This window comes from Streptomyces sp. NPDC001493 (assembly GCF_053597235.1).
In genome coordinates this window covers 203,203-225,975 of the sequence record NZ_JBSFHV010000013.1, presented here as the reverse complement: position 1 = coordinate 225,975, position 22,773 = coordinate 203,203, and the positions used below count along the sequence as shown (strand labels likewise).

18 protein-coding genes are annotated in these 22,773 nt (G+C 75.1%); 5 read left to right on the top strand and 13 right to left on the bottom strand.

Annotated elements, in window-relative coordinates; translation table 11 throughout:
* Positions 1-191: 191 nt before the first annotated feature.
* On the top strand, positions 192-1,925 hold the full coding sequence (locus tag ACWCWD_RS20350; protein ID WP_450774176.1) for a TIM-barrel domain-containing protein: 1,734 nt from the start codon (positions 192-194) through the stop codon (positions 1,923-1,925).
* Positions 1,926-1,998: 73 nt separating this feature from the next.
* Here the strand turns inward: ACWCWD_RS20350 and ACWCWD_RS20345 are convergent, their stop codons facing one another.
* Entirely contained in the window at positions 1,999-2,535 is a 537-nt protein-coding gene (locus tag ACWCWD_RS20345) for an NUDIX domain-containing protein (RefSeq protein ID WP_450774175.1), read from the bottom strand.
* 87 nt (positions 2,536-2,622) lie between these two features.
* Between ACWCWD_RS20345 and ACWCWD_RS20340 the strand changes: the two genes are divergently transcribed.
* On the top strand, positions 2,623-3,411 hold the full coding sequence (locus ACWCWD_RS20340; RefSeq protein WP_450774174.1) for a M15 family metallopeptidase: 789 nt from the start codon (positions 2,623-2,625) through the stop codon (positions 3,409-3,411).
* 98 nt (positions 3,412-3,509) lie between these two features.
* Complete coding sequence (locus ACWCWD_RS20335; RefSeq protein ID WP_450774173.1) at positions 3,510-3,875, top strand: Mpo1-like protein; 366 nt, start codon at positions 3,510-3,512, stop codon at positions 3,873-3,875.
* Between the two features lie 18 nt (positions 3,876-3,893).
* On the opposite strand, the gene ACWCWD_RS20330 is transcribed toward ACWCWD_RS20335, so the two are convergent.
* From ACWCWD_RS20330 to ACWCWD_RS20315, 4 genes are read right to left on the bottom strand one after another with little or no spacing between them, the layout of a single operon-like run.
* The gene (locus tag ACWCWD_RS20330; protein ID WP_386893060.1) at positions 3,894-4,499 is read right to left on the bottom strand and encodes a GTP-binding protein; all 606 of its coding nucleotides are present in this window, start codon (positions 4,497-4,499) and stop codon (positions 3,894-3,896) included.
* The gene (locus tag ACWCWD_RS20325; RefSeq protein ID WP_450774172.1) at positions 4,480-4,917 is read right to left on the bottom strand and encodes a DUF742 domain-containing protein; all 438 of its coding nucleotides are present in this window, start codon (positions 4,915-4,917) and stop codon (positions 4,480-4,482) included. The genes ACWCWD_RS20330 and ACWCWD_RS20325 overlap by 20 nt, the downstream gene beginning before the upstream one ends.
* A gap of 9 nt (positions 4,918-4,926) precedes the next feature.
* On the bottom strand, positions 4,927-5,370 hold the full coding sequence (locus tag ACWCWD_RS20320) for a roadblock/LC7 domain-containing protein (RefSeq protein ID WP_450774171.1): 444 nt from the start codon (positions 5,368-5,370) through the stop codon (positions 4,927-4,929).
* Positions 5,367-8,093, bottom strand: coding sequence for a sensor histidine kinase (locus ACWCWD_RS20315; RefSeq protein WP_450774170.1), 2,727 nt, complete (start codon positions 8,091-8,093; stop codon positions 5,367-5,369). The genes ACWCWD_RS20320 and ACWCWD_RS20315 overlap by 4 nt, the downstream gene beginning before the upstream one ends.
* A 520-nt stretch (positions 8,094-8,613) precedes the next feature.
* Here ACWCWD_RS20315 and ACWCWD_RS20310 point away from each other — a divergent pair.
* Positions 8,614-9,021, top strand: coding sequence for a hypothetical protein (locus ACWCWD_RS20310; RefSeq protein WP_450774169.1), 408 nt, complete (start codon positions 8,614-8,616; stop codon positions 9,019-9,021).
* Positions 9,022-9,098: 77 nt separating this feature from the next.
* Here ACWCWD_RS20310 and ACWCWD_RS20305 read toward each other — a convergent pair whose 3' ends face one another.
* The 8 genes from ACWCWD_RS20305 to ACWCWD_RS20270 all read right to left on the bottom strand — a co-directional run bounded on the left by ACWCWD_RS20305 (position 9,099) and on the right by ACWCWD_RS20270 (position 22,184).
* On the bottom strand, positions 9,099-13,820 hold the full coding sequence (locus ACWCWD_RS20305) for a hypothetical protein (RefSeq protein WP_450774168.1): 4,722 nt from the start codon (positions 13,818-13,820) through the stop codon (positions 9,099-9,101).
* A 75-nt stretch (positions 13,821-13,895) separates the two neighbouring features.
* Entirely contained in the window at positions 13,896-14,807 is a 912-nt protein-coding gene (locus ACWCWD_RS20300) for a hypothetical protein (protein ID WP_450774167.1), read from the bottom strand.
* Between the two features lie 79 nt (positions 14,808-14,886).
* Positions 14,887-16,416: a hypothetical protein gene (locus ACWCWD_RS20295; RefSeq protein ID WP_450774166.1), complete on the bottom strand. Its 1,530-nt coding sequence runs from the start codon at positions 16,414-16,416 to the stop codon at positions 14,887-14,889.
* Positions 16,417-16,679: 263 nt separating this feature from the next.
* Positions 16,680-17,585, bottom strand: a complete 906-nt coding sequence (locus ACWCWD_RS20290) for an SGNH/GDSL hydrolase family protein (RefSeq protein ID WP_450774165.1) — start codon at positions 17,583-17,585, stop codon at positions 16,680-16,682.
* Entirely contained in the window at positions 17,582-18,736 is a 1,155-nt protein-coding gene (locus tag ACWCWD_RS20285) for a glycosyltransferase (protein ID WP_450774164.1), read from the bottom strand. Before ACWCWD_RS20285 ends, ACWCWD_RS20290 begins: the two co-directional genes overlap by 4 nt.
* A complete protein-coding gene (locus ACWCWD_RS20280) occupies positions 18,733-19,869 on the bottom strand; it encodes a glycosyltransferase family 4 protein (protein ID WP_450774163.1) in 1,137 nt (378 codons plus the stop codon). The genes ACWCWD_RS20285 and ACWCWD_RS20280 overlap by 4 nt, the downstream gene beginning before the upstream one ends.
* A 185-nt stretch (positions 19,870-20,054) precedes the next feature.
* Complete coding sequence (locus ACWCWD_RS20275; RefSeq protein ID WP_450774162.1) at positions 20,055-21,473, bottom strand: HEAT repeat domain-containing protein; 1,419 nt, start codon at positions 21,471-21,473, stop codon at positions 20,055-20,057.
* A 318-nt stretch (positions 21,474-21,791) separates the two neighbouring features.
* Positions 21,792-22,184 (bottom strand): ankyrin repeat domain-containing protein, encoded by a 393-nt coding sequence (locus tag ACWCWD_RS20270; protein ID WP_450774161.1) that lies wholly within the window; start codon positions 22,182-22,184, stop codon positions 21,792-21,794.
* A 382-nt stretch (positions 22,185-22,566) separates the two neighbouring features.
* Between ACWCWD_RS20270 and ACWCWD_RS20265 the strand changes: the two genes are divergently transcribed.
* The gene (locus ACWCWD_RS20265) at positions 22,567-22,761 is read left to right on the top strand and encodes a hypothetical protein (protein ID WP_073722514.1); all 195 of its coding nucleotides are present in this window, start codon (positions 22,567-22,569) and stop codon (positions 22,759-22,761) included.
* Positions 22,762-22,773 lie beyond the last annotated feature (12 nt).

Here is a 22,773-nt window from a genome sequence, read left to right as displayed (position 1 = left end):
CGCGCGAGCACTGAGGACGATGCCATGTGATCGTCCCCGGCACCAGGGTCCGCGGGGCGGCACCAAGGCGTGGCGTCCGCCGGGCGGTGGGGGCGCACGGTGCGGGGTGTTCGTGTACGGCCTCTGGGCCCCGGGTGAACGGAAGTTGAACGAAATGCCCGCGGGGTTCGGCTGGTGGCAAGGTGTGCGCCATGGACGGTCATGGCCTGGTGCGCTCGGTGAAGTTGATGGGTTCGGTCGGTGGAGTGCGGACGGCCTGGCGGTCGTGGCGCGGGGACTCCTGGGCGCCGCAGCAGCGGGGTCCGGAGCTGGCCAGGGTGCCCGGGGCGTTGCTGGGGGCGGAACCCGGGCCGGGGGGCGGCGTGGTGCGGTTCGCCCGTTCGGAGCTGAGCATCCGGGTGGCGGCGGGCGGGGCGGTGTTCTGGGCGTGGGACGGGGCCGGGGGGCGCCCTTCGTACGGCCTGCCGGGGACGGAGCCGGCGCCCGATCCGCGGGCGCATCTGGAGCCGGGCACGGACGGTGGCTGGCAGGTGGTCTCGGAGCGTCTGACGGTGTCGGTGTCGCGCATCGGGGCGGTGGAGCTGCGGACGCCGGGCGGCGTCCGGCTGCGGCGGGAGCTGCCGCCGCGCTGGTGGGAGGCGCCCGGTGGGGGTCCCGCGCGGTGGGTGCAGCGGGCGGAACTCCCCGCGGACGCGCGGTTCTTCGGGCTGGGCGGGCCGCCGTCGGGCCCCCGGTTGCGGAGCGGCGCGTACCCGTTGGAGGCCCCCGGCACGGGGCGGGCGGGCCGGGGGGACGGGGCGGGCGGCCCGTCGGCGCCGGTGCTGCCGGTGCAGTTCGTGGTCTCGGACGCGGGGACGCATCTGGTGTTCTACGACAGCACCGGGACGGGGCGGATGACCGTCCGGGAGGGGGAGGAGGGCGCGGGCTCGGGGCACGACCGGCCGGGCGGCAGCGAGGTCCGGATGGACGGCGGGCCGCTGCGGTGCTGGGCGGTGGCGGGGACGCCGGCCCGGGTGCTGCGCGGCTGGACCGGACTCACGGGTGCTCCGGCGCTGCCGCCGCCGGGGGTGTGGGGACCGCGGCCCGCCGGGGAGGACGAGGTGGGCGGGGACGACGATCCTCACGTGCGGCGGATCGTGTCCGGGGGTGCGGCGGAGGGCTGGCCGGGGTTGCGTGCGGCGCTGGCCACGGTCATCGGGCGCGGTCTGTGCGGGGTCCCGTACTCGGGGCCGGACCTGGGCTTCTTCGAGGACGCGGATTCGCCCGAGCTGTATCTGCGGTCTCTCCAACTGGGCGCGCGGCTGCCGCTGTTCCGCGTCGGGGCCGGAGACTGGAACGGTGCCGGGGGGCTCGGGGAGGAAGTGGGGGCGCATGCGCGAGCGGCGTTGCTGGAGCGGGAGCGGCTGGACCCGTACTTCCTGACGCTGGCGTACGTGGCGCGGCTGACGGGCGCGCCGTACGTACGGCCCCTCTGGTGGGACGCTCCCCGTGACCGGGCGCTGCGGGACTGCGAGGACGCGTTCCTGCTGGGCGACGGGTTGCTGGTGGCGCCGGTGCTGGAGCCGGGCATGGTCCGGCGGACGGTACGGCTGCCGCGTGGGCGCTGGTACGACACGGGGACGGGCCGGTCGTACGAGGGGCCGGGGCGGGTGACGGTGGAGGCGCCGTTGTCGCGGATTCCGGTGCTGGCGCGGGCGGGGGTGGTGATTCCGGTGCGGGGCGACGGCGGGGGGACGGAGCTGGAGGCGTGGGCGCCGCGCCCGGGGCGGCGCGGCGGCGGGGTGCTGGTGCGGGGCTCCGGCACGGGGCGGGGGAAGCCGGTGGTGGAGCGTTTCCGCACCCGGTGGGAGGACGGGCGGGTGGTGGTGGAGCGGGACGGCCACGCGGGGCCGGTGCCGTATCCGGTGCGGGTGCGGGGCGTGTGACCGGCTGCCGCGTGCGGGGCGTGTGACCGGCTGCCGCGTGCCGGCGGCCGCTGTCCCGGCCGTCTGCCGGGCCTCAGGCGTACCGGCCCTCGAACCAGGCGCGGGCGGCCTCGGTGTGCAGCGGGAACGCCAGCTCCCGGGGCGCGCGCAGCACGTCGTATCCGGTGGTCTCGTCGGTCGGTACGGACGGTGGGAGCCGGTCGGCGGGGCGGGCGGGGAGGAGGCCGAAGAGGAGGAGGTGGCCGTCCGGGGAGCTGAGCGCGTCGGCGAGGGTCACCTGGTCGGCGGTGGCCTCGATGCCGGTCTCCTCGCGGAGTTCGCGGACGACGGCGTGCCGCCAGTCCTCCCCGTGGTCGACGAACCCGCCGGGCAGGGCGAGTCCGCCGCGCCGGGGTGCGATGGTCCGGGTGATGACGACCAGGCCGCCGCCCGCGTCGTCGGTGACCGGGAGCAGGGCGACCGCGACGGGGAGCGGGTTGCGGTAGGCGGTCGTACCGCAGGCGGCGCAGGGGCGGGGCCAGGCGTCGGCGCGGAGTACGGATGCGGCGTACGGGGCTCCGCAGGCGGCGCAGTGGGAGTCGCGTACGGGCGGTGCGGTGGGCTCGGACACGGGCGGGACTGTATCCGATCACGCTTCCCCGGGGGGCCGGAACCTGATAGCGATGTGCACATGACAACAACAACGGCATCCGGTTTTATGCTCCGCACCCTCAGTGTCGTCGCCGCCGCCCTGCTCGCCGCGACCGTGTCCACCCCCTTGGCGCGGGCTCGGCCCGAGCCGAAGGCGCCGGACGGCTTCGTCGCGCTGCGCTCCGTGGACCCAACCATCGTCGAGGAGATCCGGTACGCCACCCCGCACACCTTCATGGGTGTCCCGGTGGACGGCTACCGGAAGCCGGTGTGCCTCGTGACCCGCCCCGCCGCCGAAGCCCTGCACCGGGCGCAGACCGCACTGCGACGCGAGGGCTACTCCCTGAAGGTGTACGACTGTTACCGGCCGCAGCGGGCGGTGGACCACTTCGTACGCTGGGCGAAGGACCTCGACGACCAGACCATGAAGGACGAGTTCTATCCCCGCGTCGACAAGACGCGGCTGTTCGAGGACGGTTACATCGCGGAGAAGTCCGGGCACAGCCGGGGCAGCACGGTCGACCTGACCCTGGTGAGGCTGCCCGCCGTACCGACGAGGGCGTACCGGCCGGGCGAGCCGCTCGCCCCCTGCTACGGGCCCCGGGACGCACGGTTCCCCGACAACTCGGTGGACATGGGAACGGGTTACGACTGCTTCGACACGCTCGCGCACACCGACGATCCGCGCGTCCAGGGCGCCCAGCGGGCCAACCGGCAGTTGCTCAAGGGGACGCTCACCGGCCTCGGGTTCGTCAACCTGGCCGAGGAGTGGTGGCACTACACCTTCACACCGGAGCTCTTCCCGGACACGTACTTCGACTTCCCGGTGGACGGGCGCTCGGTCAGCGGTCGCTGACGGCGGACGGCACAGGACGGTCCCGCCACCGCTCCCCCGCGCGGACCGCTTGGGGCGGGACCGTTTCCCGGCGCTACGGGAACCGTTACGTTGCCTCTATGACGCAGCAGACGTTCGATTCGTACGAGGAATTCTGGCCCTACTACGTCGCGATGCACTCCAAGGCCGCGACCCGCTGGGTCCATCTGACCGGGACCCTGACCGGGCTCGCGATCACCGCCTACGGGCTGGCGCGCGGCCGGAAGCGGTATGCGGCGGCGCTCCCGCTCATCGGGTACGGGACCGCCTGGCCGGCGCACTTCCTCATCGAGGGGAACAACCCGGCGACCTTCGGGCACCCCGCCTGGTCGCTGCGCGGGGACGCGCAGATGATCCTGACCATGCTCGCCGGGCGCGACGCCGAGCTGGCGGAGACCGCCGCGAAGTGGCTCGCGGAGAACGCGGACCGGCCCGCCGCCGGGTGACCGGCGCGGACGGACCCCTCAGGTGCCGGCGGGTTCCCGGAGCCGCCCGGTCCGTGCCAGCGCGTGTTCGACGAGCTCGACCAGGACGTCCCGGACCGAGGACCGCTCACGGGCGTCGCAGAGCAGGACCGGGGTGTCCGGCCCGAGGTCGAGGGCGGCCCGCACGATGCCGGTGGGGTAGGTCTCCGCGCCCTCGAAGCAGTTGACGGCCACCGCGAACGGGATCGCCCTGCGCTCGAAGTAGTCGACGGCCGCGAAGCACTCCTCCAGGCGGCGGGTGTCCGCGAGGACGACCGCGCCCAGGGAGCCCTGTGCCAGTTCGTCCCAGAGGAACCAGAAACGTTCCTGTCCGGGCGTGCCGAAGAGGTAGAGCACCAGCTCCTCGCGGAGGGTGATGCGCCCGAAGTCCATCGCCACGGTGGTGGTCCGCTTGGTCTCCACCCCGGCGATGTCGTCGACGGGCCGCCCGGCCTCGGTGAGGTGCTCCTCGGTGCGCAGCGGTCTGATCTCGCTGACCGCGCCCACCAGCGTCGTCTTGCCCACGCCGAAGCCGCCCGCCACCAGGATTTTCAGGGTGACGGGCGCGACGGCCCGCTTGCGGCGGCTAGAGCGCCCGAAGGCCATTGATCACCTCGCGCAGAAGGTTCACGTCCGGCAGTTCGGCCGGCGGAACGGGTCGGGTCACCTGCACCAGCTCCTCCTCGACGAGATCGGCCACCAGGACCCGTACCACTCCCACCGGGAGGTCCAGGCCGGCGGCGAGCTCGGCGATCGACTGGGGCACGGCGCAGCAGAGTTCGACGATCTCCACGTGCTCCGGGGAGAGGGCCGCGTCCCGGTCGGGGTCGTCGGCGGCGGGCTCGGGGACGACGACCGCTATCAGGTCGAGCCGGAGGCTGACCGCGCCGCCGGTGCGTCCGCGGGTCATCGCGTACGGGCGTACGACCGGCCCCGCGTCCGCGTCGAACCAGGGCAGGGGCCGGGCGCCGGAGGCGGCGCCCGGCGATCCGGGGACGGTGTCGCGGGCCGGTTCTGCGCTCATGCCATCCCCTCACCCTCCGGCGGACATACCGGGCGTACGGGGTGCGTTGACCAGGTGGGCCCCCACGCGCTTGACCATGAGCGTCATCTCGTACGCCACCTGGCCCACGTCGGAGTCCGCGTCGGCCAGTACGGCGAGACAGCTCCCGTCGCCTGCCGCGGTGACGAAGAGGAACGCCTCGTCGAGCTCCACGACGGTCTGGCGGACCTGGCCGGCGTCGAAGTGGCGGCCCACACCCTTGGCCAGGCTGTGGAAGCCGGAGGCGACGGCGGCGAGGTGTTCGCCGTCCTCGCGGCTCAGGTCCCAGGAGGTGCCGGTCGCGAGGCCGTCCCTGGACAGGACCAGGGCCTGGCGGATGCTGGACACCCGGTCCACGAGTTCGTCGAGCAGCCAGTTGAGTTCGCCCGACCCCCTGCGTTCGGAGTCGTGTGCGGCAGCGTGCGGTGCGGTCATCGACCGTCCCCTCCCGGTGGTGTTCCTGGGTCTGAGTCGCCCGTGTCGGTCGTCTCGCCTGCGTTCTGCCGGCGTCCGCGCTGCCAGCCCCGCTGGAGCGAGGCCATGCGGTCGCGGACCTGTTCGGCCTCGCGCTGGATGTCGTCGCGTTCGAGTGCGGGAGGCTCCGGCTCGGTGCGGGCCTCCGTCTCCTCGCGGAGCTGCGGTACGAGGCTCGCCTGGCGGATGCGCCGGGGCAGGCCGCCGACGGTGTCCACGGACCGGATCGTCACGGGCTCGGCGTCCGGCTGCGGGAGCGCGGGCGCCGGGACCGGTGCGGGTACGGAGGCGGGTGCGGGCGCCGGGTCGGCCTGCCGGGGGACCGAGCGGGTCGGCCCGCCGGACCGGGGGGCGCCGATGCGTCGGCCGTGCTCGGCGACGAGGGTCGGGGGCGTACGGCGGGGCAGCGGCGCCGGTCCGTCGAACCGCATCGGGCGGACCGGCGGCACCGGGCCCTCGCGTTCGTCGCCCGCCTGCTGGTGCTGCTCCGGCCCGTCGCCCCGGCGCGTGTCGCGGGCACGGAAGAGGCCGCCGCGCTCGCTGTCGCTGTCCTCCAGATCGCCGAGGCTGCCGAGGACGGGGGCGAGGGCCGGGTCGAGCGCCCGGTCGCGGTCACGTTCGAAGGCCGCGCGCTCGCGCGGGCCCATCGGCGCTTCCAGCTCGACCGGGCCGTCGATCGGGCCCGGCGGGAGCGAGGACGCCGCACCGGCCGCGTTCTGCTCGGAACGCGGCCCGGGCAGGGCGCGCTCGGTCCTGCGGTCGAGCCGGAAGCCGGTGCCGTGGGTCTCCGGTGCCTCGGTGAGCAGGTTGGCCGGGATGAAGACGACCGCCGTGGTGCCGCCGTACGGGGACTTCTGCAGGGAGACCCGCACCTTCTGGCGCTGGGCCAGCCGGCTGACGACGAAGAGGCCGAGGCGGTCGGTGTCGGAGAGTTCGAAGTCGGGGGTCTCGGCGAGCCGGAGGTTCGCGTCCAGCAGGATCTCGGGGGTCATGCCGAGTCCGCGGTCGTGGATCTCAAGGGTGAAGCCGTTGGAGACGCGGTCCCCGTGCACCTGTACACCGGTGTGCGGCGGGGAGAACGCCGTGGCGTTCTCCAGGAGTTCGGCGATGAGGTGGGTCAGGTCGGCGACGGCGGGTCCGCCGACGCCGATGCGCGGGAGTCTGCGGACCTCGATCCGTTCGTAGTCCTCGACCTCCGCGACGGCGGCGCGCACCACGTCCATGAGCTGGACCGGCTTGCGCCACTGGCGGGAGGGGGCGGCTCCGGAGAGGATCACCAGGCCTTCGGCGTGCCGTCGCATACGGGTGGTGAGGTGGTCGAGACGGAAGAGGTCGGCGAGCTCCTCGTCGCTCTCGGTACGCCGTTCCATCGCGTCGAGCAGGGTCAACTGGCGGTGCAGCAGCACCTGGTTGCGGCGGGCCAGGTTGACGAAGACCTCGGAGACGCCGCGCCGCATGTCCGCCTGTTTGACGGCGGCTTCGACCGCGGCCCGCTGGAGGGTGTTGAGCGCCTGGCCGACCTGCCCGATCTCGTCGGGCTCGTAACTCAGGGTCGGGGCCTCGGTCTCCACGTCGATCTGCTCCCCCGCCGCGAGCCGCCGCATGACGCCCGGCAGGCGTACGCCCGAGGCCTCGTGGGCCTCCTTGCGGAGACGGGAGAGGTCGCGGACCAGCTCGCGGCCGATGCGTACCGACACGAAGACGGAGACGAGCAGGGCGAGGAAGCCGAGGACCCCCGCGACGCCCGCGAGGGCGAGCACCCGGTAGCCGGCGGGATCGGCACGGTCCTGGAAGCGGTTGGTCATCTCCGTGTAGTCGTTGGCCAGCCGGTCCAGCACGGGGGGCGCGGCCCGCTGCCAGCGCGCCGTGTCGATCCCGGCGCGGTCCCGTGCCTCGCCGCCCGCGATGAGGGCGTTCTCGGCGGTGCGCAGGGGTTCGGTCTCGGGGCTGGCCCAGAACCGTTCGACGCGCAGCCGTTCGTCGCTGGGGAGCATGTCCAGGTTGACCTGGTAGAGCAGTTGGCGCTGGGCGACGAGGGCGGCGAGCTGGCGCAGATCGGCGTCGGTGAGCCGGGAGGTGAGGAGTCCTGAGGCGACCAACGCGTCTTCGCGGGACAGGAGTTCGCGGGCCCGGGAGACACCGACGAGGGCGCGGACCTGCTTGTCCAGGGAGACGTGCTCCATGGTGCTCAGGCCGTTGAGGAACCGGTAGGCGGGGTCCACGAGGCCGTCGTAGAAGTCCATGGCGCGCAGCCGGGTGATGCCGCGGTTCTCCACGGACTGCCGGAGTGCGGGGAGTCCGTCGGCCGCGCTGAGCACGGCGTCGAGACGGCCCTGGGCGTCGCTGCTCAGCTCGTCGCGGATGCCGCCGCGGCCGGCGCCGTCCCTGATCTCGGCCACCGTCCGGTCGGTGATGGCCTGTTGGCGGCGGAGCAGCGGCAGCGCGTCGGAGGCGCGCGGGTCGGCGAGGAAGACGAGGGTCTGGCGGCGTTCGTCCTGGAGGGAGCGGACCGCCTGCTCCAGCGGGTGGCCGACCTTTTCGACTATGGCGCCCGCGTCCATCATCTGGCTCGCCTGGCGCCCGGTCACGTAAGTGGCGAACGCCCAGAGCGCGGTGAGGGAGACGAGGGGCACGAGAAGCAGTGCCGCGATCTTCCTGCGGATGGACTTCCCGCGAAAGCGCATGGCCTCCCCCAGCTCGACCCCCGCACGCGGGGGTGTGTCCGTCGGTCCCGCCTCTGCAAACGGCGCGAGCCTACTACTGACACTCTGACAACTCGAAGGACCGTCCGGGCGATTTTCGGCCTTCCCACTCGGAGTTGACGCGAATCATTCCCGCGTTTCCGGTCGCGGAACTCGGCGTGCGGCAGAAATACAGACGCCGGACACCCGGAAATCCGGTACCGGACACTTGGCCGGAATTACGTGTTTCGTGACCCTTGACCGGGCTGATCGTTGCCAACTCGCGGGAATCTTCGTACCCACGTATTCGTCCGTACGTACGGGGCAGGAGTCACGCCGGAGGCCGGTGCGGCGGGACGGCGGGGGTCCGCCGTGCGGTTGGCCCGGCCGGTCCGCGTAGAACGGCGGCAAGCCGGGCAGTCACCCTCAAGTCGGTCAGCGGTGGGGAGTTGAAGGTCCTTTGAGCACTCGGGAACGCCGGGGCGCCGCGTCGTCGGACGCCATGCCGGTGCAGGACGTGCGTGTGCCTCGGCAGCTGTGGGTGGAGGAGCCGGCGGTCCGCAGACGGATGCCCGATCCCGTCCGCACGGCGGCGGTGCGCGCCGTGTTGATCGTGTCGCTGACGCTCATCCAGGCCATGGTGGCGTTCCTGTGCACCATGGCGGGGTCCTGGCTCGCCTTCCCGATGGTGCTCGGCGGGGTGGCCGGCACGGTCGGGGCGACCTGGTCGGTGCTGGACGTATGGGTGACCCGCCAGGTGTGGAACCAGCGCCACGGTGTGGTGTCGGTGCCGAGCAGCACCGCCCGGCAGATGCGCCGCGAGCGCCGGCGGGCCCGCCGCTCGGAGCGCCGGGCCGCGCGCGAGGGCGGCGCGGGCATAGGAGGACACGGACACAGCGGGACGGGCCGGGGGCGGCTCTCCCGGGTGTGATTCCGGGGCCGGGAGAGCCCAGCACCGCAGGGGCGCACCTGCCGCCGTACGGGCGCGCCCCGTGCCGTCCCGCCGGATCAGGCCGTGGCCTGCTCCGTGCTCCGCTTGAACATCCGGGTGGCCGTGATCTCCCCGTGCACGGTCTCGCCCTCCGGGTCCTGCTGGGGCAGTCCCGGCCGCAGGTGCTCCTCGACGCTGATGTACTTCAGCCCGGCCCGCAGGTCCGCGTCGTTGCGGAGCCTGATCACCAGCGGGAACTCGGCGAGCGCCGTGGTGTCGAACAGCCCGGTCGTGTAGAGCAGTTGGACGCCCAGCGCGTCCGACACCGCGCGCTGGAGCTCCAGCAGGTACGTGGCGTTGGCGCGGCCGATGGGGTTGTCCAGGAAGAGGGTGCCGGCGTGCCGGTGCTTGTCGCGGCCCCGGTCGTTGCTGCGGAGCGCTGCCATGGTGCAGTACAGCGCGATCGCCGCGGTGAGCAGCTGGCCGCCGGAGAAGACGTCCCCCATCTGTCCGACGGGTACGCGTTCGGCGCGGAGCACCGCGTCGGGCTTGAGGATCTCCACGGCGATGCCCTTGGGCCGCAGCGCCGCCTCGACCCCGCGCAGCAGCAGGGACATGCCGTCGCGGCGCAGGTCGGCGTTCTTCTTGAGGGCCGAGTGGGTCGCCTCGTCGATGACCTCGCCGAGGCGCTCGGTCAGGGTGGCCTGGTCGGGTTCCTCGAAGCGGATGCGGAGGAACTCCTGCCCCGACCACTCCCCCAGTCCCGCGGGCAGCCGGGACAGCCGCTGCGCGGAACGCAGGGTGGCGAGGGAGGATTCCACCAGACCGCGCAGCCGGTCGACGATGGAGTCGCGGTTGCGTTCCAGCTGGGCGAGTTCGTCGGTGAGGACGCGGAGCCGGGGGGCGAAGGCGTCGGCCCACTTCTGCGCGTGCTCGGGCAGGGCGGAGGCCGGGAGTTCGCGGATCTGCTGGCGGGCGGGGGTGCGTACCTGCTCGTACCGCGTGGAGTTGGCGTGCCGTACGAGGATGTCGCTCGCCTCCCGGACCGCGGCTTCGGCGGCGGAGAGGTCGGCCGCGCAGCCGCGCAGGGAGCGGCGGGCCTCGGCGGCGGAGGTCCGGGCCTCTTCGAGGGTGCCGGGGTGGGGCTCGGGGCCCTCGTCCTCGTCCTCGGGGCCGTGGTCGCGCAGGAGGTCGCGCAGCAGGGCGGCGGTCTCGTCGAAGCCGCCCGCGGAGTCCTCGGCGGTGCGGTGGGCGTGCAGCAGCTCGGCGTGGGCGGCGCGCGCGGTCTCCAGGGCCGCGGTGGCGGCGGAGAGTTCGCCGGTGGCGGTGCGCAGCAGGGTCTGGGCCGCTTCGGCGTCGGCCGGAACGAGCTCCTCGGGCAGTTCGGTGTGGTGCGGCGACTCGTCCTCGGGGGCGAGGCGTTCGGCCTCGCCGCGCAGCCGGCCCAGCTGCTCGCTGGCGGTGGAGGCGCGGGTCTCCAGGAGCTGGACGAGCGATTCGGCGCGGGCCGCCGCCGCCTGCCGGGAGGGGCCGTCGGCACCGTCGGTGCCTTCGAGGAGCTGGGCGGCGCGGGTGCGCACCTTGTTGCTGAGGCGGTCGAGTTCGGAGAGCGCGGCGCTCTCGTCGCTCTCGGCGCGGGCCTGTTCGGCGCGGAGGTCGGCGCCGACGCCGACCTTCTCGTACAGCTGGGAGGCGGCGCGGTACGCCTCGCGGAGGGTGGGCAGGGCCTGGCGGGCGGTGTGCTCGTCGGGCTCGGGCAGGGTCTCCGGGGCGCCCGCGATCTCGGCGCGCTCGGCGCGCAGCGCGCGGGCGGTGCGGCGGGCGTCGTCGGCGGCGCGCTGGGCGGCCCGGCGGTCCTCGTCGGCGGCGCGGGCGCGGTCCAGGAAGGTCTGTGCGCGGGCCTCGGACTCGGCGCCCTCGTCGATGAGTTCGCGGAGCCGGATCTGCCAGCCGGCGCGTTCGCGGAGCCGGTGGGCGAGGCCGGCCAGGACGTCGGCGGCGCGGCGGGCGCGCTGGGCGGCCTCCTGGCGCTCCTCGCGGACCCGGGCGGTGTCGGCGGCCGCCTCGTCGGCCTCGGCGCGGACGGTCCGGGCCTCGGCGAGGGTTTCCTCGGCGGCCCCGGCCACCGTCCGGGCGGTGGCGGCGGCGGTGGCGAGTTCGGCGAGCATGCCGGGCGGGCAGTCGGCGCGCCAGGCTCCGATACGTGCCGCCAGCGCGCGGTCGCCGGCCAGCCGGGCGGCGAGGGCGCGGATGTCCTCGTCGCGGTCGGCGGCCCGGGCGCGCAGGGCCTGGCGCTCCTCGTCGGCGGCGAGTTCGTCGTGCATGGCCGGGTTCGGCGGTACGAGGAACACGTCGTCGGTGCCGGTGCCCGCGTCGGGCACCGGGGCGAGCAGTGCGGCGGCGGTGCCGACCGCGACGGTGGAGCGGGGCAGCAGGGCGGCGCCGCCGAGGACCTCGCGGGCCCGGGCGTGGGCGCCGGGGTCGGTGATGACGACGCCGTCGACCAGTTCGGGGCGGGCGGCGAGGACGCGGGCGTGGTCGGCGGGGTCGACGGCCTGGGCGAGGTAGCGCCAGCCGGGCAGGGCGGGGATGCCGTGCTCGCCGAGGTACTCGACGGTGGCCAGGACGTCGGGGCCGGGCGGCAGCAGTCCGCCGTCGCCGAGGGCGCCGAGGATGCGTGAGTCGTCGGCGGCGGCCGTACGCAGGTCGAAGAGGCGGCGTTCGGCGGTCGCGATGCCCTGGTCGAGGAGTTCGCGCAGTTCGTCGGCGCCGCGGTCGAAGTCCTCGGTGGTGAGGGCGCGGGCGGTGGCGGTGCGGCGGTCGGCCAGGGCGACCTGGCGGTCGGTGCCGTGCTGGGCGGACCCGGCCTCACCGGGGGTGCGGGTGCCTCCCGGCGCGGTGCCGTGCGGTTCGTCGGGGCCGGTACCGCTGCGGGGCTGGGGGACGCCGGTGGCGGAGGGCAGGCCGAGGAGGTCGGCGAGGCGGCCTTCGGAGGCGAGGGCGTCGGCTGCGGCGCGCTCGTCCTCCCAGGACTGTTCGGCGGCCTGGGCGGCGTCGGCGGCGCGGGCGGCGGCGAGTTCGGCGCGGCTCTCGGCTGCGGCGGCCTCCCGGGCGTGGTCGGCGGAGGCCCGTGCGGCGTCGCGGGCCGTGTCCCAGGCGGCGACCGCTGCCTGTTCGGCGTCGCTCGCGGCGAGCGCGGCGCGGGCCGGGTCGGCGTCGGGGGCGGTGTCGTCGAGCCAGCCGGCCCGTACGGCCTCGGCGGTCTCCTGCTCGACCTCGGCGAGGCGCTGGCGCAGGTGGCCGGCCTCGCTGCGGGCGCGCTGGGCTTCGGTGGCGGCGGTGGTGGCGTCGCGGTGGGCGCGCTCGCCCTCGGCCTGGAGGGTGTCGGAGCGCTCCTCCTCCTCGTTGGCCACCCGCTCGCCGTCCTCGGCGGCGGTGTGCAGGGCGCGTACCAGGTCGGCGGCGGCGGTGGCGCGGGCGGCGAGCGCGGGTGCCGCGTCGCGTTCGGCCTCGCGGATGGCGGCGGCGACGCGTGCCGAGCGGTCGGCGGCGGCGCGGTGGCGCAGCACGGCCTCGGCGGCCTGCCAGGCGGAGTGCAGCGTACGGGCGTCGCCCAGCTCGCGGCGCTGGGCGGCGGCCGACTTCTCGGCGGCGGCCAGTGCGAGGGAGGCGTTGCGGTAGGCGAGTTCGGCGGCGACGAGGGCGCGGTGGCCCCGGGTGCGTTCGGCCTCGGTGACGGTGTGGGCGGCGGCGGTGACGTGCTGGGCCAGCTCGGCGGTACGGCCGCGTTCCTCGGCGGCGCGGGCGGAGAGCCTGCGTGCGAGGGTGCGGGTGCGGCGTTCCGCTCCGGCGTGGACGTCGCGGCTGCGGGACCGGGCGGCGGTGGCCTCGACGATCCGGCCGAGGAGGTCGGCGGAGCCTGCGGTGAAGTCGCGTTCGGCGGTGAGTTCGGCGCGGCGGCCGAGCTTGTTCCCGAAGCCGCTGACGAGGTCGGCGAGGCCGTCGGTGTCGCGGGTGTCGGTCACGGCCCGCAGCAGCAGGTCGGTGAAGTCGGAGTCCTTCTTGACCGCGAAGAGTCCGGCGGCCTCGCCCTCGTCGGCGTTCATCTCGCGCTGGTAGCGGAAGAGTTCGGGGTCGAGCCCGAGGTCGCCGAGGTGTTCGTTCCAGCGGTCGTGGATCTCTTCCCAGTGCACGTCGAGGTGCTGGTAGAACTTCCCGGCGTCCATCAGGGCGTCGCGGAAGCCCTTCATGGTGCGGCGCCTGCCGCGGGCGCCGGAGGTGCCTTCGGCGGGGCGGCCGACGGCGGTGGCCTCGGCGACGGGGAGGTTGTCGAGGCTGAGCCCCGGTCCGGGGCGGAAGGAGTACCAGGCCTCGGCGAACCGGCGCGGGTCGTTGGAGACCTGGTGGCCTCGCCACTCGCTGACCTTGCCGACGACGACGCACTCGCCGGTGAGGGTGTGCTGCCACTCCAGTGCGACGTGCCCGCAGTCGTCGGCGAGCAGGAACTTGCGGAGTACGCCGGAGCTCGCGCCGCCGAGGGTGTTGCGGTGGCCGGGCAGCATCACCGAGAAGATCAGCTTCAGCAGGACCGACTTGCCGCCGCCGTTCTCCAGGAAGAGGACGCCCGCGGGGGCGGGCCGGCGCGGCGGGCCGACCGGCTCGTCCTCGAAGAACTCGGCCTGCGCCGGGGCGGGTTCGGGTACGGGCGCTCCGACGCCGCGCAGATCGAGAACGGTGTCGGCATAGCGCGCACCGGCCGGTCCGATGGAGTAGAGGCGGACCCGGGACAACTCGTACATGGCGGCGGACTCTCGTCGTTCGTGAAGCGGAACGGGCAGAACAGGTGGAGCGGAGGGGCGGGCGCGCCGGGCGCGTCAGCCGTGGAAGGGCAGGCCGGCGTCGGCCGCGAGTTCCAGGTCTTCGGTGTCGCGCGGGGGCAGCAGGGTGGCGCTGCCGTCGGTGACGGGGACGACTCCGAGTTCGAGGAGTTCGGCCATGGCGGCGCTGCCGGCCATGTCGCGGACCTGGAGCTGGTAGCGCGCGGTGGTGCGGTAGGTGCCGCCCGCGTCGTCGCCGGTGCGCTGGAGGAAGCCGGAGTCGGTGAGGAAGGCGACGGCCTTGCCGATGATGCCGGTGGTCGATCCGGCGAGGCGGCGGGCGTCCTTGGTGGCGCCGGTCGCGCTGCGGCGTGCGTAGACCCGCCAGCCGGCTTCGAGGCCGGGGGCGTCGCTGGTGGGGTCGGTGTTCTCGCCCTGCTCGGCGGCGTGTTCCTCCAGCCGCAGGCACGCCTGGCGGACGAAGGCGTCGACGCCGTTGACGGTGATGCGGCCGATGTAGGCGTCGTCGGCGAGGTCCTCGGGCCGGGGGAACGCCATGGCGGCGACGGCGAGGTGGGCGAGGCCGTGCAGGAAGCGGTCGGCGGCGTCGGAGGAGGCGCGGCGGGCGTAGTCGCCCATCCGTACGGCGAAGACCGAGTCCTCGTCGGCGGTGACGGCCATCCCGGCCCGGGTGGAGACCTCCAGGACGACGAGGCCGAGTCCGGTGGCGACGGCGTCCGCGAGCCGTCCGAAGGCGGGTTCCTCGCGGTAGCGGCGGAGCAGGTCGGCGTACCCGGCGTCCCGGGCGGGCACCAGCTTGGGCTGGAGTCCGAAGGAGACCAGGCGTGCGGCGTCGGCGGCGTCGGCCGGGGTGACGGCCGGCTGCCCCGGGGCGGGAGCGGGCTCCGCCGCGGGGGTGACGGCGGGTTCGTCCCACGCGTCGGTGTGCTCGGCGCGGTGGTCGCTCACGGCTGGGGCTCCTCGGTGCGGAGTTGCTTCGGTACGGGGGTGTGTACGGGTGCGGGGGCGCTGTCCCCCGGCGAGGCGCTCATGACGCCTCCTTGCGGTCGGCGGCCATGCCCACCGCGTCGAGCAGGGCGGTCCCCACGATGAGGTCGGCGCCGCCGAACTCGGGGTCGTCGAGTTCGGTGCCGTCGTCCACGGCGAACAGCAGGCGCCGCTCCCCCTGGCGGTAGGCGGTGCCGACCGGCGGGCTCGCGGCGTGCACCGCCAGCAGCGCCACCAGGTACGACAGGTCGCTGCCGCCGGTGGCGCGGGCCTCGGCCAGCAGCCCGGAGAGCCGGCGGGGGGCGTCGTACTCCAGGTCGAGCAGGGCCATCGCACTGGCGAGCTGGTCCTCGCTGAACCGGCTGTCGTCGGGGGTGGCGATCAGGTCGGGCTCGGGCATCTCGGCGCCCAGGTGCTCGCGCTCCACGGGCGGGGCGAGCAGCAGGTCGACGAGGTCGCCGACGCGTACGGAGGTGGGGGTGCGCAGTCCGGTGCCGCGGGCGAAGAAGGCGTCGGTGGCCCGGATGGACTGTTCGACGGGGAGCGGCAGGATCGGCGCGAGGAGCTGGCCGTAGAGGTCGAGGCCGGTGCGCGAGGCCGGGGTGGCGAAGGCCTGCCGGTCCTGTTCGGCGCGGAAGAGGGGGCCGGCTTCGAGGAGCCGGGACTGGAGCTGGGTGTGGCGGCGGATGCAGTCCTTGACGATGTCGACGAGTTCCGCGGCGCGGCGCTTGTTCTCGGGTTCCTCGGCCTCGTCGCGCGCCTTGCGGATGTTGGTGAGGATCGCGTTCTCGTGGCGGTAGCGGTCGGCGACGTGGTCGAGCGCCTCGGCGATCATGTCGGGGACGGCGTTGAGCCAGTCGACGGCGCGGACGTTGCGGCGGGTCGCCTCCAGCGTGCGGCGGAGCGTCTCGGCGTACTGCACGGTGCGGTAGCGGGCCTGTTCGGCGGCGAGTTGCGCGTCGGCGAGGCGGCCGCGGCTGACCAGCACCTCCAGCTTGACCTCGGCGGCGATCTGGGCGCTGGTGACGTCGGTGTCCAGGGCGCCGACGAGGACGTTGACGGCCTCGTCGGTCGCGCGGAGGAAGACGGTGCCGCCGTGGCCGGGGACCTCTTCGACGAGCTTGAAGTCGTAGTCCCTGCGGACGTACACGCCGTCGGGTCCGAAGGTGCCGTAGACCGCGCGGAATCCGCGGTCGACGCTGCCGACGTTGATGAGGTTGTCCAGGACCCAGCGGGCGACCCGCTCGTGCTCGGCGGCGGGGCGGTCGGGTGCCTGGGCGTGGACCCGGGGCATCAGCCTGGTCACTATCTGTTCGTGGTCGGCGCCGGTGTCGAAGTCCATGTGGAGGGTGACCACGTCGATCGCGGCGAGGGCGACCTCGGCCATCGAGTAGACGGTGTACTCACCGGCGAGGTTCGCCTTGCGCACGTCGAGATCGTGCAGCGGCGCGGTGCAGGCGAGCGCGCGGAGCCGCCGCGCGAGCCCCTCGTCGGCGGCCGGGCCGGGTGCGGGCCGCGGGCCCGCGCTGAGCTGGGGCGCGGCGTTGTCCGTATCGGCAGGCGAAGTCACGCGTCACAGATTAGGTCCTCACCCTGACAACGGTCGAAACGGCGCAGATCCGACCGCCCCGTCCGGGACGTGTCCGCCCCCGGGGGAGGGCACCGGCGGGCGCCGTCCGACACCGCCCGGCACCGGTTTCCCGGTGGCCGCGGACGCCGCCGACGGCGCCCTCGGGACCGGCCGGGACCGGTGGCGGGCCGCCCCCGGTCCGGCTCCTCGCCCACGCACGGTGAGCGGAGGCGGAGCCGGGGGCCGCGCGGGAACGGCCGGTTCTACCGGGGCTGCCGTACGGAGGTCAGCGCGGCGAGCACCGTACGCCGGTGCTCCTGGTCGAGGCGGGCGGTGGTGCCGAGGGCGGCGTGGCCCGCCTCCCGGGCGGCCAGCAGGAGGAGCTGGGGCAGCAGGTCGGTGGAGCGGCGGGCCAGCCACCCCGCGCCCCCGGTGACGAGCAGCCGGGCGGAGGCGGCCCGGCCGGGGCGGGGCAGCCGGGGTTCGGGGCCGGGCGGCGCTCCGGTCGCCAGGCCGCGCGCGGTGAGCAGCCCGTGGAAGTCGGCGGCGACCTTGCGGTGGCCGCGTTCGGCGGGGTGGAGGCGGTCCGGGCTCCACAGCGAACGGTCGGTCACCCAGGCGGGGTCGCAGGCGTGGAGGTGGACCGCCGCGTACCGGGCCGAGAGGTGGTGCACGACCGCGTTCACGCCGCTCTGGCGGCGTGCGAGCGGGCGGCCGAGGGTGGCGGGCAGCCCCAGGACGGCTCCCGGGTCCGGGAGACAGGCCGTCAGGAGTACGGCTCCGCCCGCCGCCAGCCGCCCGCAGACCTCGTCCATGCGGTGGGCGAGGCGGTCCAGGTCGAAGGGGTGGCGCAGGGTGTCGTTGGTGCCGAAGACGACGGAGGCCAGGTGCGGGCGGAACGCGGCGGCGGCCGGAGCCTGGTGGTCGTGCACGTCGGCCGAGAGCGAGCCGCTGACCGCGTAGTTGCGGAACTCCACGCCCCGGGATCCGTCGTCGAGCGAGTCCGCGAGCAGGCCCGCCCATCCCCGCCGCCCCTGGGCGACGGGGTCGCCGACCCCGGCCGTGAACGAGTCGCCGAGTGCCGCGTACCGCAGCGGGGCGGGCACGGCCCCCGCGCCGCCGGGGACGGGGACGTCGTCCCGGGCCGTGACACCGGTGGGCGCGCTCATGTCCGGGCCTCCCGGGCCCCGTCGTGGCGCGGTACGTCGTGCGCCTCCAGGAACGCGGCGACCGAGCGGTCCCAGCCGTAGAGCCCGGCCCGTTCGCGGGCGGCGGCCCGGCGGTCCTTCTCCGGGCGGGCGAGCAGCTCCCGTACCGCGGCGGCGAAGGCCTCGCCCGTGTCGGCGGCGGCCAGGCCGGCGCCGCCGAGGACCTCGGGGAGCGCGGAGGCGGCGCTCGCCACCACCGGGGTGCCGCAGGCGAGGGCCTCCAGCGCGGAGAGACCGAAGGTCTCGGCGGGGCCGGGGGCGAGCACGAGGTCGGCCGACGCCTGGAGGCCGGCCACCCGGTCGCGGGAGGCGATGTGCCCGAGGAACAGTGCGGGGAGGCGTTCGTTCCTGGCGCGGCGTTCCAGCGCGGTCCGCAGCGGGCCGTCCCCGGCCACCACCAGGCTCGCCCGGATCCCGCCGTGCGCGCGGAGCGCGGCGAGGGCGTCCAGGGCGCGCCCGGGGCGCTTCTCCACCGAGAGGCGGGAGCAGAGCAGGAGGAGGACGTCCTGGCCCCGGAGCAGCCGGGCCCGCAGCCGCGGGTCGTGGCGTTCGGGGGTGCTGCGCCGCAGGTCGACGCCGAGCGGGGCGCGGACCACGTTGCCGGCGCCGGTCCGCAGGAACTCGCGGGCGGCCCATTCGGTGGTGCAGACGATCCGGGTGAAGGCGTGTGCGCTGCGGGTGTTGAGGCGGTCGGCGGCGAGCCCCGCGGTGCGGTCCGGGACGCCCCAGGTGCGCAGGACGCCGTGGGCGGTCTCGTGGGAGACCATGACGGCGGGGACCCGGGCGCGGCGGGCCCATTCGCCGGTCCAGCGCAGGGTGGTGCGGTCGGAGACCTCCAGCCGGTCGGGGCGCAGTTCCTCCAGCAGGGCGGTGAGCCGGCGGCGGCCGAGCAGGACGCGGTAGCCGCCGCTGCCGGGCAGTACGGGTCCGGGCAGGGTGATCACCCGGCCGGCCGGGGTGCGGCGGTCGGCCGCCACGGCGCCGGGGACGACCAGGACGGGGTCGTGTCCGGCTTCGCGGTAGCCGCGGCCGAGTTCGTCGAGGGCGGTGCGCAGTCCGCCGGAGGACGGGGTGACGAAGTTGGCGAGTCGGACGATCCTGAGCCCGTTCACGCGGCCACCGCCGCGCGGTCGCGCAGTACTTCGTCGTAGTGGTGCAGGAGCAGGTCGCCGACGGCCTCCCAGGTGCGGCCGCGCACCGACGCGCGGCCGGCCCGCCCGTACGCGGCCGCGCGGCCGGGGTCGGTGGTCAGCGCGTGGACGGCGTCGCGGACGGCTCCGGCGTCGAGCGGCGGGACCAGCAGTCCGGTGCGGCCGTGGTCGACCAGGTCGAGCGGCCCGCCCGCGGCGGGGGCGACGACCGGCAGCCCGGAGGCCATCGCCTCCTGGACGGTCTGGCAGAAGGTCTCGTACGGGCCGGTGTGGACGAACAGGTCCAGCGAGGCGTAGAGCCGGGCGAGTTCGTCGCCGGTGAGGCGGCCGAGGAAGACGGCTCCGGGGAGGGCTCCGCGCAGCGAGGCACCGCTGGGTCCGTCGCCGACGACGACGACCTTGACGCCGGGCAGGGTGCAGGCGCCGGCGAGGAGTTCGACGTGCTTCTCGGGCGCGAGCCGTCCGACGTACCCGACGAGGCGTTCGCCGCCCGGGGCGAGCGTCCGGCGCAGCCGCTCGTCGCGCAGGCCGGGGCGCAGCGTCACGGAGTCGACGCCCCGGGGCCAGAGGTGGACGCGCGGAACACCGTGCGCGACGAGGTCGCCCAGTGCGGCGGTGGAGGGGGCGAGGGTGCGGTCGGCGGCGGTGTGGACGGCGCGCAGGCGGCGCCAGGCGGTCTGCTCGCCGGTCCTGAGGTAGGTGCGGGCATAGCCGGCGAGGTCGGTCTGGTAGACGGCGACGGCGGGCAGTCCGAGCCGTCCGGCGACGTTCATGCCGCGGACGCCGAGCACGAACGGGCTTGCGAGGTGGACGAGTTCGGCGCGGTGGGCGGTGAGGGCGGCGGCGAGTCCGCGGCCGGGCAGTGCCACCCGGACCTGTGGGTAGCCGGGGAGCGGGAGGGAGGGGACGCGGACCACCGGGCAGGGGGCGTCGGCGTCGGGGGAGGTTTCCGCCGCGTGGGCGCCGGCCGTGGCCGGGGCGATGACGAGCGGCTGGTGGCCGCGGGCGGCGAGATGCCGTGCGGTCCGCAGGGTGGTGTGGGCCACGCCGTTGACGTCCGGCGGGAAGGATTCGGTGACGATGACGACACGCATACGGGGGTTGTTCTCACCGCGGGCGTGAGCGGGCCGACAAGGATCTGTCCGGCCGGAAAACGTCCTGTGGCCGTTCGCACCCGTGCAGGGCGCACGTACCGGTGCCCGGCCGGGCCGCGGTACGGGCCGCCGCGCGCCCCGGGGGTGTCACGGTCCCCGGGGGCGCTTCGCGCGTACCGGCCGGGTCAGACCCCGGTCGCCTCGGGTTCGATGCGGCTGCGCACCGCGGTCTGCACTTCGGCCTCCTCGGCGGGGTCGGCGGCGAGCCGCCGCAGCCGCTCGGCGACGCGTACGTCCCCGGTCTCCGCGTGCAGCGCGGCGATCTCGCGGGTGGTCTCCTCGCAGTCCCACAGGCACTCGACGGCGAAGCCGGTCGCGAAGGACGGGTCGGTGGCGGCGAGCGCGCGGGCGGCGCGGCCCCTCAGGTGCGAGGAGGGGGTCTCCCGGTAGACGTGGCGCAGGACGGGGGCGGCGCAGGCGATGCCGAGGCGGCCCGCTCCGTCCACCAGCGGCCCGAGCCGCAGGGTGTCCGGCCGGCCCGCGCGGACGGCCTCGCGCAGCGCGCCGAGGACGAGGGGGGCGTCGGCGGGGGTGCCACGGCGGGCGAGGGTGCCGGCGGCCGAGGCGCCGAGCGCGTCGGGCCGGTGGGCCCAGCGGCGGGCCCGTTCGACGGCGGCGTCGCCGGGCATCCGCTCGAAGGCGGCGACGGCGGCCTCGGCGACCGTGCGCGAGGGGTCGGCGGCCGCGGCGTCGATCAGGTCGAGCACGGCGGGGTCCTGGGCCTCGGCGAGGTAGTGCAGGGCGGCGCAGCGGGCGCCCTCGGGTCCGCTGCGGGCCGCCGCCACGATCGCGGGCCGGTCCTCGGCGCCCGCGACGGCGGCGAGGCAGCGGGCGGCGGGCACGTGCAGGGCCTTGCCGCGTTCCAGGGCCTGCTGGGCCCAGTCCAGGACGGCCTGGACGCTCCATCCGGGGCGGGGGCCGCCGGGTGACATCTGGCGTTGCCAGCGGTCGAAGGAGCCGCGCTCGGTGGCGGTGCGGATGCGGGCGCCGACGGCGGCGCGCGGGTCGTCGGCCCAGAGCCGCCAGGGGCGCGGTTCGAAGGCGTCGCGTACGGCGGCGGCGAGTTCGGCGGCGCCTTCGGGGGTGTCGGCGAACCGGGCGAGGACGGGCAGCGCGAGGGAGCGCAGGCCCGCGTCGTCGTCGCGCAGGGCGAGCTCGTCGAGCGCCCAGGCCCAGTTGGCGCCGGTGGCGGCGTACGTCCGCAGCAGCGCCAGGGCGTCGCCGCGTCCGTACGAGGCGAGGTGGCCGAGGACCGCGAGGGCCAGGCCGGTACGCGAGTCGTCGGTGTCGAGGTGGTCCTCGGGATCGGCGAGGTGGCGCTCGATCTCCTCCAGACCGCCGTCGAGGTCGATGTAGAGCCGGGCGTAGTACAGGGAGCGGTTCTCGACCTGCCAGTCGTGGCGGGGATCGCTCAGAACGCAGTGGTTGAGTGCCGCGAGCGCCTCGGTACGGGGTGCGGCGAGCGCGTGGAGCGTGCCGTCGCCGCGGCCCCTCTGCAGCAGGCCGAGCAGGGTGCCGCTCGGCGCTATGAATGGATCGAACATGGAGAAAGCCTCACATCAAGCTGTCGACGCAACCGGGACTGTGCAGTTCCTGGGTGGTGTCCGGGGACCGGAGCCGGGAAGGGCGTGGGCCCCGTCCGTGATCCGGAAGGACACCGCCTGGTGCCGGAGCACTAGGCCGCGCAGCGACATGATCGGCCGACCGCCGTCTTCTGCCTGGTGTAGAGCATCTTCCTCTGCCTCTCGTCGGTGGTCCGGAGCGGACCCGCGACGTCATGATGACCCAGCCATTTCGCCACCGCGACCACATTTCCGACGGACCGGTCGTCGTGGGCCGCGCCGCCCGCGCGGGCGGCCGTCTCAGCGGGCACCGAAGAGTTCCAGCAGGTCGGCCTTGCCGAACATGCGCGCGGTGTCCACCGCGGAGGGGGTTCCTCCGGCCGGATCGGCGCCCGCGGCGAGCAGCGCCTCGATGACGGCGCTCTCGCCCTTGAAGACGGCTCCGGCCAGCGGGGTCTGCCCCCGGTCGTTGGCGCGGTCGGGGTCCGCGCCCCGGGCGACGAGGGCGGTGACGGCCGGCGCGTGGCCGTGGTACGCGGCGAGCATGAGCAGCGAGTCGCCCCGGTCGTTGGTGAGGTTGGCGGGCACGCCCGCGTCCACGTAGGCGGCGAGGGTGTCCGTCTCGCCGCGGCGGGCGAGGTCGAAGACCTTCGTGGCCAGCTCGACCACCTCGGGGTCGGGGGTTTCGCTCATGGGCCGGACCGCCTTCCTTGACCGCTGTCGTTGCCGTTGTCGTCGCCGCTGCCCCGCCGGGGCGTACGGCCGGGGGCCGTGCGGGTAAACCGACAGGGTACTGCCCCGCAACCGCGCGGGTCCGGGACACCTGGAGGGAGGGGTCCGGGGGCTCGGCGGGGCCCCGACCCGAGCGCGCGGCCGCGGTCCCGCGGTGCGGTCTTCCTCACATCCGGGGCGGGGTTCCGGTGCTCACGGGGTACGGCCGAGTGGCCACCTTTCCTGGACCGGTCGGGTGAAAACACCACCTTCTCACCCGAATGCATCTTTTATCGTATAGATACACCGGGTGAGCCTGGAAGGACTCATGGTGACCGTCCCTCTTCACCCAGGAGAACCGCTCATGATCCTTTCCATCTCGGGCGTGGTACTGCTCGGCATCATCGTCTTCCTGTTCTTCAAGAAGGACGGGCTGAAGGCGTCCCACGCGCTGATCTGCGCCCTGTTCGGCTTCTACCTCGCCGGCACCGCCATCGCGCCCAGCATCACGGCGGGCGGGGCGAGCCTCGCCGGCCTGCTGGGCGGGATCAAGTTCTGACCCTCCACACCG